The organism is Gordonia sp. DT30, from assembly GCF_049844915.1.
GTDB lineage: Bacteria > Actinomycetota > Actinomycetes > Mycobacteriales > Mycobacteriaceae > Gordonia.
Genome location: NZ_JBNCLY010000002.1, coordinates 272656 through 287600, shown reverse-complemented (window position 1 = coordinate 287600; position 14945 = coordinate 272656). Strand labels below are relative to the sequence as shown.

Here is a 14945-nt window from a genome sequence, read left to right as displayed (position 1 = left end):
GCCGGGACGACACCGACGACACCGGGCTGCCGCATTTGCCGCGACGGCACCCTTCGTCCCTATTAGGGTTCTGACGTATGACCGAATCCCCGACTCAGGCGCCCGATCCGGTGGGCGCCGCCGATGCACCGCCGATGATCGCCATGACGCATGTGCAGAAGCACTTCGGTGAGCTGCATGTGCTCTCCGACATCAACTTCGAGGTGCCGCGCGGACAGGTGGTCGTCGTACTGGGCCCGTCCGGGTCGGGCAAGTCCACGCTGTGCCGGACCATCAATCGTCTCGAGCCCATCGACAGCGGCGAGATCCGCATCGAGGGCAAGCTCTTGCCCACCGAGGGCAAGGATCTCGCCCGGCTGCGCGCCGACGTCGGCATGGTCTTCCAGTCGTTCAACCTGTTCGCGCACAAGACGATCCTGCAGAACGTCATGCTTGCACCGATGAAGGTGCGCAAGAAGGGCAAGGACGAGGCCACCAAGCGGGCGCTCGAGCTTCTCGATCGCGTCGGGATCGCGAGCCAGAAGGACAAGTATCCGGCACAGCTCTCGGGCGGGGCGGACAGCAGCAGCGCGTCGCGATTGCCCGGTCGCTGGCCATGAATCCCAAGATCATGTTGTTCGACGAGCCCACCTCGGCACTCGACCCGGAGATGGTCAACGAGGTGCTCGACGTGATGGTCTCCCTGGCCAAGGAGGGCATGACGATGCTGGTGGTCACCCACGAGATGGGCTTCGCGCGCAGGGCCGCCGACCGCGTCATCTTCATGGCTGATGGGGCGATCGTCGAGGACTCCGATCCGGAGTCCTTCTTCGATCACCCGCAGTCCGATCGCGCCAAGGACTTCCTCTCGAAGATCTTGGGCCACTGAGATGCCCATGGCTCCCGACTCACCGGCGACACCGGGCAGACGTATGCGCCGGACCTCGGCACAGGCCCGCAGGCCATGGCAGCGCAGGCCGATCGCAGCGATCTCAGTGGTGGCCGTCGTGGCTGCCGTGCTCGCCGCATCGTTGACCGCCTGCGGCAGCACCGAACCGCGCAACCTCCTCGAGTCCATCAAGAGCGGAAAGGTGGTGCTGGGAACCAAATACGACCAGCCCGGCCTCGGCATCCGCAATCCCGACAAAAGCGTCACCGGGTTCGACCCGGCGGTGTCGACCTACGTCGTGAACTTCATCGCCGATAAGCTCCGCGTCGCGCACCCGCAGATCACCTGGCGCGAAACACCTTCGGCGCAACGCGAAACGCTGATCAACAACGGCGAGGTCGACATGATCGCGGCCACCTATTCGATCAACGCTTCACGAGCCAAACAGGTCAGCTTCGCCGGCCCGTATCTGATCAACTATCAGGCGCTGCTCGTACGCGACGACGACGACTCGATCACCTCACTCACCGATCTCAACAAGGGCAAGCGGTTGTGTTCGGTGACCGGCTCGACCTCGGCACAGAACGTCAAGGCCCAACTACCCGGCGTGCAGTTGCAGGAATACGACTCCTACTCGTCGTGCGTCGAGGCAGTCCGACGCGGCAAGGTGGACGCGCTGACCACCGACGAGGTGATCCTCGCCGGGTATGCGAACTTCTTTCCCGACGAATTCAAGATCGTCGGCATGACTTATCCCAAGAATGCCTGCGTCTCGAGCAGCGGCAAAAAGGTCCTCAAGAAAGCCGGTGCCCCGTTCTCCACCGAGAACTACGGAATCGGTATGGCCCAGAATCATCCCGAGGCGCTCGCCGCCGCCGACGAAGCCCTGCACGCCATGCTCGCTTCGGGACCCAACGGTGGTGAATCCGCGTGGGAGTCGGCCTTGCGCAAGGCGATCGGCAACCAGTACGTCGACGAGATGATGGCGCGCGCGGCCGCACCCGACTCGAACTACAAGTTCCTTCCCGACCCCGGCCCGCAGGCGGTGGACAAGATAGTCAATTCGACATCCACCCCGTGCCCACCGGGACTCGGCTGAGGAAGAAGGCGATAACCGATGAATGAACTGTGGTCGGACATTGGTCCGCAACTGTGGCCCGCCTTCCGGGTGACCCTCGAGTTGACGTTGTGGTCGGCGATCGGCGCGCTGATCTGGGGCACCATTCTCGCCGGGATGCGCGTGTCCCCGGTGCCGGTGATGCGCTGGTTCGGCGCCGCCTACATCAACATCGTGCGGAACACCCCGCTGACGTTGATCGTGATCTTCTGCTCGGTGGGTCTGTACCAGAACCTCGGTCTGGCACTGGCCCCCGACAACGACACCTTCATCGAGAACAACAACTTCCGGCTCGCGGTGCTGGCATTCATCCTCTACACCGCGACCTTCGTCTGCGAGACCTTGCGCTCGGGATTCAACACGGTGCCCCTCGGACAAGCCGAGGCTGCTCGGTCGTTGGGTCTGGGCTTCAGCCAGGTGTTCGGGATCATCATCTTGCCGCAGGCACTGCGATCGGTGATCGGTCCGCTCGGCAGTGTGCTGATCGCATTGACCAAGAACACCACCATCGCGTCGGTGATCGGCGTCGCCGAGGCCTCACTGCTGATGAAGGAGCAAATCGAGAACCATGCCGATCAGATCATCGCGATCTTCGTGATCATCGCCATCGGATTCATGGTCATCACCCTGATCGAGGGCGCCGTCTTCGGCTACCTCGCCAAGCGACTGGCGGTCAAACGATGAGCAGCGCAACGGTTCTCTACGACGCACCCGGACCCAAGGGCCGCATCCGCAACGCGATCATCGCCGTCATCTTCCTGGTGGTGGTCGTCGCGGTGGCGGCGTACGTGATCGTGGTTCTCACCGGCAACGACCAATTCGTTTCGGAGAAGTGGAATCCCTTCATCACCGGGACCACCTGGACCACCTATATTCTGCCCGGGCTGTGGGGAACGCTCAAGGCTGCGTTCCTGTCCATCATCTTCGCGCTGATCCTGGGGTCCGTCCTCGGCATCGGGCGCCTCTCCGATCACTTGTGGGTGCGGGCCGTGGCCGGGCTGTTCGTCGAGGTGTTCCGTGCGATCCCGGTGCTGATCCTGATGATCTTCGCCTACTACCTGTTCGCCGACTACGCAGTGTTCCCGTCCTCCCAACTGGCGTTTGCCGCGGTCGTCACCGGCCTGACCCTCTACAACGGTTCGGTGATGGCCGAGATCCTGCGTTCGGGAATCAACTCCCTGCCCACCGGGCAGACCGAGGCGTCGATGGCGTTGGGGCTTCGCAAGTCGCAGATGATGCGAATCATCCTGCTCCCGCAGGCCATCACCGCGATGCTTCCCGCGCTGATCTCGCAGATGGTGATCGCCTTGAAAGACTCCGCGCTCGGTTACGCCATCGGATACGTCGAGGTGGTCCGCTCGGGGATTCAATCGGCGTCCTACTACGGCAACTATCTGCCTGCCCTCGTCGTGGTCGCCGTGGTGATGATCGTCATCAACTTCGGCCTCTCCACGCTGGCCACCGGCCTTGAGAAGGCACTACGCCAGGGCCGCCGCAAGACAGCGGTACCCGACGCGGAGGAGACCGACCTGGGCGCGATGGAGAACATGCCGGAATTCGGCCCCCTTCAACGCTGAGGGACACTCGCGGGCTGCCCCGAGGACCCGATGCCGGGTGCCGTCATCTGACGGCACCCGGCATCGTCGGCGATTGCCGACCATCGTTGGCATCGATGACGCGGAGTTTGCTCAGGGGTCCGCGATCTGGCGGGCCCGGCCGGCCGCGTCGAGCTGTTCGCCGACCACGTCGAGTGCCAACGACTGCGGATAGCCGCGACGCACCAGCATGGCCACCAGCCGGCGAAAGTGTCTCTCCCGCTCTGCCCGGTCGTCGATCTCCTCCATCACACGGACGGTGATCTTCTTGTCCACCAGACGCCGCGCTGCGGCGCGCTCGTCATCGGGATCGATCTCGGAGAGAGCGCTTTCGATCGTCGTCGCATCGACCCCCTTGGCCTTGAGCTCGTGGCGCAACGCGAGCCGGCCACGCGCCGAATGCGCATGCCGCGACCGCACCCACTCGGTGGCGAAGTCCTCGTCGTCGAGAAGACCGGCGGAGTCGAGCCGCATCATCACGTCGGTGACGGCCTCGGCGTCGAAACCGCGGCGGGACAACCGATCCTGCATCTCAGTGCGTGAACGGGCCCGCACCCCCAGCAATCGCAACGCCACATCCCAGGCGCTGGGCCCTTTTGCCCCGCCTGGTTCTCGCCTGCCGGATTCTCGCTCGCCGGTCAGAATTCCACCGGCGCCGGGGCGACGTCATCGGCGTCGACCACCGCACCGATGCCCAACTTCTCCTTGATCTTCTTCTCGATCTCGTCGCGGATATCGTCGTTCTCGAGCAGGAACTTCCGGGCGTTCTCCTTGCCCTGGCCGAGCTGATCGCCCTCGTAGGTGAACCAGGAGCCCGACTTGCGAATGAAGCCCTCGGCGACACCCATGTCGATCAGCGAGCCCTCCTTGCTGATGCCGTGGCCGTAGAGAATGTCGAACTCGGCCTGCTTGAACGGCGGTGCAACCTTGTTCTTGACGACCTTGACGCGGGTACGGTTGCCGACCGCATCAGTGCCGTCCTTGAGGGTCTCGATCCGACGGATATCCAGGCGGACCGAGGAGTAGAACTTCAACGCCTTACCACCGGTCGTGGTCTCCGGTGAACCGAACATCACGCCGATCTTCTCGCGCAACTGGTTGATGAAGATCGCGGTGGTGTTCGAGTTGCTCAGTCCCGAGGTCATCTTGCGCAGCGCCTGGCTCATCAGACGCGCCTGCAGACCGACATGCGAATCACCCATCTCGCCTTCGATCTCGGCCTTGGGGACCAGTGCGGCGACCGAGTCGATCACGAGGATGTCCAGCGCGCCCGACCGGATCAGCATGTCGGCGATTTCCAGCGCCTGCTCACCGGTATCGGGCTGGGACACCAGGAGTGCGTCGGTGTCGACACCGAGCTTTGCCGCATATTCCGGATCGAGCGCGTGCTCGGCGTCGATGAACGCGGCGATACCCCCCTGGGCCTGGGCGTTGGCGACCGCATGCAGGGCCACCGTGGTCTTACCGGACGACTCCGGACCGTAGATCTCGACGACGCGGCCACGCGGCAGTCCGCCGATGCCCAGCGCAACGTCGAGTGCGATCGAACCGGTGGGGATCACCGCGATCGGCTGACGGGTCTCCTCGCCGAGCCGCATGACCGATCCCTTGCCGAAATTCTTGTCGATCTGGGCGAGGGCGAGGTCGAGAGCCTTCTCACGATCCTGGGGTGCTGCCATGGTGGTCTCCTCGTATCAGTGCGCCGGTGCGACCGGCGGAGTTCGGGTGGTCATCGGTATCGGGTGGTGGTTCGTGGAGCACGTTAGCGACGGGGTCCGACACAATCGCACACGCAACCGGCGATGGCCGGGGATGGACGATCACGCCGGGATCGCCGTTCACGCCCGACAAGACCTTCGACGCACGCGACGGCGGCTTGGTTCCACACCCCTCTACGATTGCCTGAACGTGTGTTCGATGGCAAGCCGACACGCGGACCGGCGCGATTTCGAACGCGCAATCACCACCGATTTCGGGGAACGTCGAAGTCGCGGCAGATCGCCACCCACACATCGCGGGGATCGACACCCTCATCGATGGCCCGCGCGCCGGTGCGACCACCGAGTTCGGTCAGCACGTGGTCGGTCAGTATCGAATCCGCCGCGACCGTACCGAATTGCTCGGTGATCCGTTCGGTGAACTCCGTCAATCGCATCGGGGCACTCCTCCGGCGGCCCGGCCACCGTGCGAGGCGCCGGGGACACACCCTTCGACATGGCGTTGGTATACATCGTGAACGATGCGCACCGGGTCGACGACATCGATGGCCGACTCGGCGGCGCGCGCCGCAGCGCGAGAGAATCCGGGGTCATCGAGCACCGAGGCGACCGCCTCGGCGATGGCGTGGGCCGTCACCGGGCGTACCGCCACCCCGCTACCCTGGCGGGCCACTCGCGTGGCCAACTCCCATTGATCCCCACCGCCGGGCACCGTCACCACCGGAACGCCCGCCGACAAGGACTTCGCGAGCATCCCGTGGCCACCGCCGCACACGACCACGTCGGCGTGCCGTACCAGCAGATCTTGACGTCCGAGTCCGGCCACGACCGACAACCCCGGCGACTCTCGCTGATGCATCGGTGGCGGATCGAGAGCCGAGATGACGACTCGTAGCGGGCGCCTCGCTGCCAGCTCATCCAGACCGGCGAGCGTGTGCGTGAGCATGTCGGCCGTACCGATCGCCGCCGTCGACGGCGCCACCACGACCAGCGGCGCCTCACCGGCTGGTGGTGTCACAGTGGCCTCGGTGGGCTCCCACAGCAGCGGTCCGATCAGGTGCGCGTCGGCCGGCCAATCGGGCCGGCCCACCTCCAGCGCCGGCAGGGTGGCGATGAGCCGCGGTACCGACGTCACCGGCGTGGCGGGCAGTCCGATCCCGCGTCGAGCGGCACCGCGCTGGCGCTCGCCCGCGCGGACCGAGACATTGCTCGCCATTCGCAGCCCGGAATCACGCAGTCGGCCGCCGAACCCGCGTCCCGGCGCCAGCCCCGCACCGATGGGAGGCAACCCACGCGAAGGTGCGTAGAGGGGGTGCGGTGACAATTCGATCGCGGGTATCCCGCACAACTCGGCCGCCCACAATCCGGCGACGGTGATGACATCGGAGACGACCAGATCGATGCCGCGCACGGCCAGTATCGGGGCGAGCGTGGCAGCCATTCGTGCCGCCCGCGCACCGAGTTTTGCCCCGGCATCCTCGTCATCCTCATCGGGACGCACTTGCAGATCTGGTAGTTCGGCAACGTCGAGGCCGCGAGACCCGGCGACCTCGTGCCACCGGACGCCCGTCCACACGATGGACCGAACCTGTTGGGCGGCAAGCTTTTCCGATAGCGCGAAAGCCGGAAACGCATGGCCCGCGTCGGGTCCGGCCACAATTGCCACCCGCACCGGTCCACCGCCTGCGGTACCGGTGAATCGTGGGCTCAGTTGCCCGTCTGCGGCGGCTCGGCGGCCGGCTTCGTCAGTCCCGGCGCGGGCTGCGCCGCCGGGGCGGCTGCGCCTCCGGTCGGCAACGAATTGCCCGACATACCTGCTCGGATCTGCTCGAGCCGCGCATGACCGGCCATTTGCACACCGGCCTGCTCCACCTCGGCCATCCGACCCTGCACCGAGTTCTTCGCGAGGTCGGCCGAACCGAGCGCATTCGCGTAGCGCCGTTCGATCTTGTCGCGCACCTGATCGAGGCTCGGCGTGTTCCCGGGTACCGACAGCTCGCTCATCTGGTTCAGCGAGGCGCTGACCTGCTCCTGCATCTTCGCCTGCTCGAGCTGGCTGAGCAGCTTGGAGCGCTCGGCGAGCTTCTGCTGCAGGACGGTGGCGTTCCGCTCGACCGCCTGCTTGGCCTGCTGGGCTGCCTGCAACGACTGGTCATGCAGCGATTTCAGATCTTCGACGCTCTGCTCCGCGGTGACGAGCTGCGCGGCGAACGCCTCGGCAGCATTGTTGTACTCCTGCGCCTTCTGCGCGTCCCCGGCCGCGTTGGCCTGATCGGCCAGGGTCAGCGCCTGCCGCGTGTTGGCCTGCAGCCGCTCGATTTCTTCGAGCTGACGATTCAGCTTCATCTCGAGCTGACGCTGGTTGCCGATCACCGACGCCGCCTGCTGGGAAAGCGCCTGATGCTGACGTTGCGCGTCTTCGATCGCCTGCTGTATCTGAATCTTCGGATCGGCGTTCTCATCGATCTTCGCATTGCCGAGTGCCATCAGATAGCGCCACATCTTCACGAACGGGTTCGCCATAGCTTCTCGTCAACTCCAATCAGAGCGGTTTCGCGTCGGTATGCACACTAATCTAGCTTCTCGGATGGCCGGACGATGCAGGCCGGCATTCAGACGATCGAATACACGGCGCTCGGAGCCAATGCGCAGTGCTCGGAGCCCGCGACACCCGCATGCGTGCGCAACCGGTGAGCCTGGGTCAGGCGGCGGCCAGGGCCGTCGCGCGGGTGCGCACCTCGGGCGCGGCAATGACCACCTTCGACGCGATAGCCGCGTCGCGCTCGGCGGCCGGAACCGTCACCGGAGCATCGTCGGGTCGCATCGTGGTGCCCACGTCGAGGAGCAGATCGGCGATCTCGACATCGAGTGCGTCGCAGATCGCGGCCAGCAATTCGCTGGACGCCTCCTTCTGCCCGCGCTCGACCTCGGAGAGGTAACCCAGGCTCACCCGCGCATCGGTGGACACCTCACGTAGCGTCCGGCCCTGCAGGGTACGAACGCGGCGCAGGCTGTCACCGAGCGCTTCTCGCAAGAGCATTGCCATCGGGGTTTCCTCCTTGTCCTTCTCGCGCTTGTCTTGGTCGCACGCATCCTTCTCACAGATCCGTGCGCGCACTTGCCGTTGCCGCGGTGCCGGGACCGGATTACTCGGCGCCTCGGCCGTCGAGGGTGCCGGCAAGCGGCATCGTCGGGTTCAACGCCGAACGATGCCTTCCCGTTCCCGCAGCGGCACGTACACATCGTCGAGCGCGCGTGTGGACGACAGTAGTCGAATATCGGATCGGTCGCCGCGCGTCAGGTGGGTGCGGCCGAACGTGTCGTGTCGCGCCCGGCGCGGCGTCGCGCCGGGCACGGCCGCGCGGGTCATCGATGCTCCGTGCCTGCGTCGGTGACCGGTCCGATGGTCTGTGGCGTGCGTGCACCATCGCGGGACCGCATCCGGGCGGCGCTGCGCAACCGGAGAGCTTGCCACACGTAGTCGAATCCGGTCGCCACGGTGATGACGACGGCCACCCACATGATGATCACGGCCACCAGATGGAAGGCGCCGCTCAGCGGGAACAGCAGCAGCCCGATACCGATCGCCTGCAGGAGAGTCTTGAGTTTGCCACCGCGGCTGGCCGGGATGACGGCGTGGCGCAACACCCAGAACCGAAGAAGGGTGACCCCGAGTTCACGCACGAGGATGATCGCGGTGATCCACCAGGACAATTCGCCGAGAACCGATAAGGCGATCAGTGCCGAGCCGATGAGCGCCTTGTCGGCGATCGGATCGGCGAGTTTGCCGAAGTCGGTGACCAGCCCGCGTCCCCGCGCAAGGCGACCGTCGACGTGGTCGGTGATCGCGGCGACCCCGAAGATCAGTGCCGCCGCGATGCGCCACCAGGTCTGGTGGCCGCCGTCGGCGAAGAGAACGACCAGAAAGACCGGCACCAACACGATCCGGAAAACGGTCAGTGCGTTGGCGATGTTGACGACCGGAACCGAATCGACGGGGTCGGCGATGTGGTCGGGTCCACGCCCGACGTCGGCGAGCCCGCGTTCGTTGACAGCCCGGCGCATCCGGTCGGTCATGAGACCGCATCTCGGGCGCCGGCGCCGGTGGCCGGCGCCACCGGACGCGTGTCGTTCGTTCGCACGCTCACCAGGGTATCGACCGATCCGACATGCGCGGACGGCGGATCCTCGCGTTCTCATCACGGACGCGTCCGGCAGCATGGTGGGTCGGCCCCCCGCCAACCGCGCACACCCGCAGGCCTCAGGTGACGCCCGGGCACAACTGAAGGCAAGATGAACCCATGAACGGTGAGGACGGCAACGAGGTCCCCGACCCGGGCAGCGTCCCGAAGCATCCGACCACGATTCGACGCGATTCGGTCGTCGTCCGCCGTGCTCGTACCTCCGATGTGCCCCGCATCAAGGAGCTGATCGACCAGTACGCCGGACGCATCCTGCTCGAGAAGAATCTCGTGACGCTCTACGAAGCGGTGCAGGAGTTCTGGGTCGCCGAGCTCGACGGCCGGATCGTCGGGTGCGGTGCGCTGCACGTGTTGTGGGCCGATCTCGGCGAAGTGCGCACCGTCGCAGTCGATGCGCAGTGCGCCGGGCGCGGTATCGGGCATCGCCTGGTGGCCCGGCTACTCGAGGTGGCCGGCGAGTTGCAGTTGAGTCGGGTTTTCGTGCTGACCTTCGAGACGGAGTTCTTCGGCCGGCACGGGTTTGCCGAGATCGAGGGCACACCGGTGACCCGCGAGGTCTTCGAGGAAATGTGCCGCTCGTACGATACCGGTGTCGCGGAGTTCCTCGATTTGAGCTACGTCAAACCGAATACGCTGGGCAACACCCGGATGCTGGCCGACCTCGGTGACCCACCGACGGGCGAGACAACGCACCGATCGGTGAAATCCCCGACGACACAGTAGTTTCCACGGAACCAGGAGCGACTTACGTGACCATCTATGCAGTGCACTACACCTACGAGTCGGCCAAGGCGACTGTCCGCGATGCCCATCGCGCGGCCCATCGTGAGTGGCTGTCCGAGGAATACGGCGCCGGTAACGTGCTCGCCAGCGGCCCGTACCCCGACGGCTCCGGTGCACTGATCCTGATCGGTGTCGATGGTGGCATCGATGACGCCGAGGCCTTCATGGCCAACGACCCGTTCAACGCCCATCAGGCCATCGATGGCGTGCGGATCGTCGAATGGAAGCAGATATTCGGCCCATTCGACGACTGACCTGCCCGGACGGCGCCGCCGATCACCCGGTCGGCGGGCCCGTCCGTTGCCGTCGCGAGCCGATCAGACTCGCGACCGTGGTGATGACCAGGGTGCCGATGATGACACCGAGAGACAGCGGCGTGGAGATCTCCGGTACGGATACGTGTTCGCCGCCGTTGATGAACGGCAGCGCGTTCTCGTGCAAGGCGTGCAGCACCAGTTTGACGCCGATGAACACGAGGATGAACGACAGCCCATAGGACAGATAGACGAGTCTGTCGAGAAGTCCGCCGAGCAGGAAGTACAACTGGCGCAGACCCATCAGCGCAAACGCATTGGCGGTGAACACCAGGTACGGCTGCTGGGTCAGCCCGTAGATGGCCGGGATCGAATCGAGCGCGAACAGGATATCGGTGAAGCCGATGACGACGAGCACCAACAGCATCGGAGTCGCCATCCGGCGGCCCGAGACGCGCGTGAACAACCGGTCGCCGTCGTACTCATCGGAGGTACGCAGGTACTTCTTGACGAGCCGTTCGAGCCGCGACTCGCGCTGCTCCTCGTGGTCGACGGGGTCATCGCTTTCGCGCAGCAACTTGATCGCGGTGACGATCAAGAAGGCGCCGAACAGGTAGAACACCCAGCTGTAGGTATTGATCGCAGCCGCTCCGACGGCGATGAACAACCCGCGCAGCAACAGCGCCATCACGATGCCGAGCAACAGCACCTTTTGCTGATACTCCTTGGGTACGGCGAACTTCGACATGATGATGACGAAGACGAACAAGTTGTCCACCGACAATGCCTTCTCGGTGACGTAACCGGCGAAGTACTCCCCGGCGTACGTGGTCCCCCACTGCCACCACACGAAGCCACCGAAGACGACGGCGATCGTGATGTAGACGGCCGACCAGATGCCCGATTCTCTCAGGGACGGGGCGTGCGGAACCCGGACGTGGGCGAAGAAGTCGAAGACGAACAGGCCCAGGATCACCGCACAGGTGACGATCCAGACGATGGTCGAGACGTGCATGGGACGATCTACCTCCAGCGCGCAGCACAAAACGGTTGCGATGCCAGAGGTCTCTCCCGCCGGTGAACGACCGCGGTGTCCGGGCCGGGACCGAAGGCGATCGGCGCCTTCTCAGTTCCGCGACCGTATTGACGGACACACCGCGAGATGGGGATACTCCCCTCTTCGATCTCCGCCCACCCTACCCGATGTCGGGTTCGTCCCGTTCACCTCGCGTGATGCGCGGTCCTTGCCGTCACGCGTCGGCGGGTTCTGGATCGGCACCGCCGCCGGTGATCGAGGCGATCACGCCGGCGAGATCGTCGGGCTTCACCAGTACCTCCCGGGCCTTCGATCCCTCGGTGGGCCCGACGACGCCCCGCGTCTCCATCAGATCCATCAGTCGACCGGCCTTGGCGAAACCGACCCGCAGTTTGCGCTGCAGCATCGACGTCGAGCCGAACTGGCTGCTCACCACCAACTCGATCGCCTGCAGTAGATCGTCGAGGTCGTTACCGATGTCGGAGTCGATGTCCTTCTTGTCGCCGGCCTTGGCCGCGGTGACCCCCTCGGTGTACTCCGGGTCGGCTTGTTCCTTGGCGTAATCGACGACGCCGCCGATCTCCTCGTCGGTGATGAATGCACCCTGCATGCGGATCGGCTTGTTCGAACCCATCGGCAGGAACAACCCGTCACCCATACCGATCAGCTTCTCCGCCCCCGGCTGATCGAGGATGACCCGGGAGTCGGTCAGCGACGATGTCGCAAAGGCCAGACGCGAGGGCACATTGGTCTTGATCAGTCCGGTCACCACATCCACCGAGGGACGCTGGGTCGCCAGCACCAGATGAATGCCCGCGGCACGCGCCTTCTGCGTGATACGCACGATCGCGTCCTCGACGTCGCGGGGCGCGGTCATCATCAGGTCGGCGAGCTCGTCGACGATCGCCACGATGTACGGGTACGGCTTGTAGACCCGCTCGGAACCCGGCGGCGTGGTGATGTCGCCGGAGCGGACCTTCGAGTTGAAGTCGTCGATGTGGCGTACCCGGGATGCCTTCATGTCCTGGTATCGCTGCTCCATCTCCTCGACGAGCCACGCGAGTGCGGCAGCGGCCTTTTTCGGCTGCGTGATGATGGGGGTGATCAGGTGCGGGATGCCCTCATAGGGAGTCAGTTCCACCATCTTCGGGTCGATCAGGATCATTCGGACCTGCTCGGGCGTGGCGCGGGTCAGCAGTGAGACCAACATCGAATTGACGAAGCTCGACTTTCCCGACCCGGTCGAGCCCGCGACCAGCAGATGCGGCATCTTGGCCAGGTTTGCGCAGACGAAGTCGCCTTCGATGTCCTTGCCGAGTCCGATGACGAGCGGATGGACGTCCTTGCGCGTCGACGGCGCCTTGAGCACGTCGGCCAGGCGCACCATCTCACGATCGGAGTTGGGCACCTCGATGCCGACCGCCGACTTACCCGGGATCGGCGCGAGCAGACGCACGTTGTCGGTGGCCACCGCGTAGGCGATGTTGCGCTGCAGGGCGGTGATCTTCTCGACCTTCACCCCCGGCCCGAGTTCGACCTCGTACCGGGTGACGGTCGGTCCACGGGTGTAACCGGTGACCGCGGCGTCGATCTTGAACTGCTCGAGCACACCGGAGATCCGGTCGATCATGTCCTCATTGGCACGACTCCCGTGCTTCGGCGGATCGCCATCGAGCAGTAGTGTCGTGGGCGGCAGGCGGTAGTCGCCTTCTGCGGCCTCGACGGTGAACGGCTCGTCGGCGTCATCAGACTGGGCCTGCGGAGTTGCCACCTTCGGCGCCGGACCACTGCGACGAGCGGACTTGGCCACCGGCGCCGCATCGCCGCGCGGCGTCGCCGCCCGGCCGCCCGTGCGGCGCGGCCCGGACGCCTCCGCCGGATCCTCGAGCGGTGCGGTGGTCTCCTCGTCCAGGCGATCGGTCGTTGCGCCGCCGAGTGGCTCGGTCGTCGCCGTCGCCAACACATCGCCGGCCCGGACCGGCGCGGGACGTCGGGCGCGTCGCGCATGCCGCGCGCCCTCGTCGGCCGGATCGGGAGGGTAATTGTCGTACGGATCGGGCGAGTAGGCAGGATTCCGCGAGGCCGCGCCGCGCCGCGATCCACCCGTGGTGAACGGATCGTCTGCATCGAGATCGCCGACCCCGAAGTCCGCATCATCCCGGTCATCCTCCCCCGGGTACTCGCCATCCAGATCGTCGGCGTCCCAGGGCACTTCGTCATCCCACTCGTCGGTCCCGGCGGCGAGACCAAGATAGGCGCGCACGCCATCGAGAACATCGCGCACCGTCCGCCCGCTGAGCACCAGCACACCAAACGCAATGCACAGCAACAGAATCGGGACAGATACCCATGCGGTGGCGCCGGCCGTCAACGGAGCGCCCACCGCGAATCCGAGGAATCCGCCAGCCGATGAACGCCCATCAAGGTCATGCGGCGATCCGGCCATCAGATGGATCAGACCGAGAAGCGGCGCCACGATCAGCAGACCGGCACCGACGTAGCGGCCCCGACGGTCGGCATTGGGCGGGCGTCGCATCAAGATGATCGCGACCGCGACGAGCGCCGGCGGCACCACGATCGCCAAGCTGCCGACAATCGCTCGCACCAGCGCGTTGATGAACGCCCCGGCGGGGCCGGCAGCACCGAACCACACCCCGGCAGCGATCAGGACGGCCACGGCCAGGATCAGCAGGGCGACCCCGTCGCGGCGGTGGGTGTGGCCGGTCGTGTCACCAGTCCGTCCACCCCGACCTTCGTCGACGTGACCGCGACCGTCGTACTCGCCGTCGAACTGGTCTTGGTCGAAACCCCCGGAATCGGCGGCGTCGTCGGCCACCTCGTCGTATCCGGGTGCTCTCCGGTCGCGGGACCGGGCGCGGCCTCCTCCCGACCCTGCACGCGCCACACCGCCGACGCCCCGGGCCAGCAATCCCCAGCCGGCACCGAGTCCTTTGCCCACACCTTTGCCGACGGCCCCGACCGCACCCGCGCCCGGAGTTCGCCGCGAGATGTCGGCCGAGGCCGCCGCGCCCGAACGCGTCGCGCCGCCCGTCCGCGACCCGCGTGAGGCGCGGACGGTGCCGGCCGATGCGCTGCGCGCACCCGAGCGGGACGTAGCCGACCGTGGCGTCGACGTGCGTCCGGACGTGACGCTCGATTTCGCTGCCGAACCCGAATTCGTCGACCCGCCGCGGGTACCGCGCTTGCTACCCCCGGACGCACGAGATGCGGACGTGCGCGTACCGGTGCTCGCTCTCGAAGCCATGACGAACAGACTAGTCTTTCGTGGCCACTCCAGTCACACGGACAACACCGGCAACGCGGGCGCGTGTCGAACTTGTGACGTCACCTGCATCATCGGCGGCGTTCGTG

General features: G+C 65.8%; 15 protein-coding genes and 1 pseudogene. 6 read left to right on the top strand and 10 right to left on the bottom strand.

From position 1 onward, the window contains the following. Positions 1–134: 134 nt before the first annotated feature. From ACLQ3C_RS03315 to ACLQ3C_RS03300, 4 genes and pseudogenes are all read left to right on the top strand, one after another. Positions 135–868 (top strand): annotated as a pseudogene (locus ACLQ3C_RS03315) (amino acid ABC transporter ATP-binding protein). Positions 869–911: 43 nt separating this feature from the next. Then, on the top strand, positions 912–1967 hold the full coding sequence (locus tag ACLQ3C_RS03310) for a glutamate ABC transporter substrate-binding protein (protein ID WP_425703538.1): 1056 nt from the start codon (positions 912–914) through the stop codon (positions 1965–1967). An 18-nt stretch (positions 1968–1985) separates the two neighbouring features. Continuing rightward, positions 1986–2669, top strand: a complete 684-nt coding sequence (locus ACLQ3C_RS03305; RefSeq protein WP_425703396.1) for an amino acid ABC transporter permease — start codon at positions 1986–1988, stop codon at positions 2667–2669. Then, entirely contained in the window at positions 2666–3562 is an 897-nt protein-coding gene (locus ACLQ3C_RS03300) for an amino acid ABC transporter permease (RefSeq protein ID WP_425703394.1), read from the top strand. The genes ACLQ3C_RS03305 and ACLQ3C_RS03300 overlap by 4 nt, the downstream gene beginning before the upstream one ends. 111 nt (positions 3563–3673) lie before the next feature. Here ACLQ3C_RS03300 and ACLQ3C_RS03295 read toward each other — a convergent pair whose 3' ends face one another. The 8 genes from ACLQ3C_RS03295 to pgsA form a co-directional block, all read right to left on the bottom strand. Further along, positions 3674–4156: a regulatory protein RecX gene (locus ACLQ3C_RS03295; RefSeq protein WP_425703393.1), complete on the bottom strand. Its 483-nt coding sequence runs from the start codon at positions 4154–4156 to the stop codon at positions 3674–3676. Between the two features lie 62 nt (positions 4157–4218). Further along, positions 4219–5259, bottom strand: coding sequence for a recombinase RecA (gene recA / locus ACLQ3C_RS03290; protein ID WP_425703391.1), 1041 nt, complete (start codon positions 5257–5259; stop codon positions 4219–4221). Between the two features lie 281 nt (positions 5260–5540). Beyond that, on the bottom strand, positions 5541–5735 hold the full coding sequence (locus ACLQ3C_RS03285; protein ID WP_425703389.1) for a DUF3046 domain-containing protein: 195 nt from the start codon (positions 5733–5735) through the stop codon (positions 5541–5543). Then, positions 5726–6970 carry a glycosyltransferase gene (locus ACLQ3C_RS03280; RefSeq protein WP_425703387.1) on the bottom strand — a complete coding sequence of 415 codons (1245 nt, stop codon included), beginning with the start codon at positions 6968–6970 and terminating at the stop codon, positions 5726–5728. Before ACLQ3C_RS03280 ends, ACLQ3C_RS03285 begins: the two co-directional genes overlap by 10 nt. A 35-nt stretch (positions 6971–7005) precedes the next feature. Continuing rightward, positions 7006–7821 carry a PspA/IM30 family protein gene (locus ACLQ3C_RS03275; RefSeq protein ID WP_425703385.1) on the bottom strand — a complete coding sequence of 272 codons (816 nt, stop codon included), beginning with the start codon at positions 7819–7821 and terminating at the stop codon, positions 7006–7008. 178 nt (positions 7822–7999) lie between these two features. Then, positions 8000–8344, bottom strand: a complete 345-nt coding sequence (locus ACLQ3C_RS03270) for a helix-turn-helix domain-containing protein (protein WP_425703383.1) — start codon at positions 8342–8344, stop codon at positions 8000–8002. A 150-nt stretch (positions 8345–8494) separates the two neighbouring features. Beyond that, on the bottom strand, positions 8495–8668 hold the full coding sequence (locus tag ACLQ3C_RS03265) for a hypothetical protein (RefSeq protein WP_425703382.1): 174 nt from the start codon (positions 8666–8668) through the stop codon (positions 8495–8497). Beyond that, positions 8665–9375, bottom strand: coding sequence for a CDP-diacylglycerol--glycerol-3-phosphate 3-phosphatidyltransferase (gene pgsA, locus ACLQ3C_RS03260; RefSeq protein WP_425703380.1), 711 nt, complete (start codon positions 9373–9375; stop codon positions 8665–8667). The genes ACLQ3C_RS03265 and pgsA overlap by 4 nt, the downstream gene beginning before the upstream one ends. Before the next feature lie 224 nt (positions 9376–9599). Here pgsA and ACLQ3C_RS03255 point away from each other — a divergent pair, with 224 nt between their 5' ends. Then, the gene (locus ACLQ3C_RS03255; protein WP_425703378.1) at positions 9600–10223 is read left to right on the top strand and encodes an amino-acid N-acetyltransferase; all 624 of its coding nucleotides are present in this window, start codon (positions 9600–9602) and stop codon (positions 10221–10223) included. 26 nt (positions 10224–10249) lie between these two features. Further along, positions 10250–10537, top strand: a complete 288-nt coding sequence (locus ACLQ3C_RS03250) for a YciI family protein (RefSeq protein WP_425703376.1) — start codon at positions 10250–10252, stop codon at positions 10535–10537. 22 nt (positions 10538–10559) lie between these two features. Here ACLQ3C_RS03250 and ACLQ3C_RS03245 read toward each other — a convergent pair whose 3' ends face one another. Both ACLQ3C_RS03245 and ACLQ3C_RS03240 read right to left on the bottom strand, forming a co-directional pair. After that, entirely contained in the window at positions 10560–11552 is a 993-nt protein-coding gene (locus ACLQ3C_RS03245; RefSeq protein ID WP_425703374.1) for a TerC family protein, read from the bottom strand. Positions 11553–11787: 235 nt separating this feature from the next. Then, positions 11788–14838 (bottom strand): DNA translocase FtsK 4TM domain-containing protein, encoded by a 3051-nt coding sequence (locus ACLQ3C_RS03240; protein WP_425703372.1) that lies wholly within the window; start codon positions 14836–14838, stop codon positions 11788–11790. Between the last annotated feature and the right edge of the window lie 107 nt (positions 14839–14945).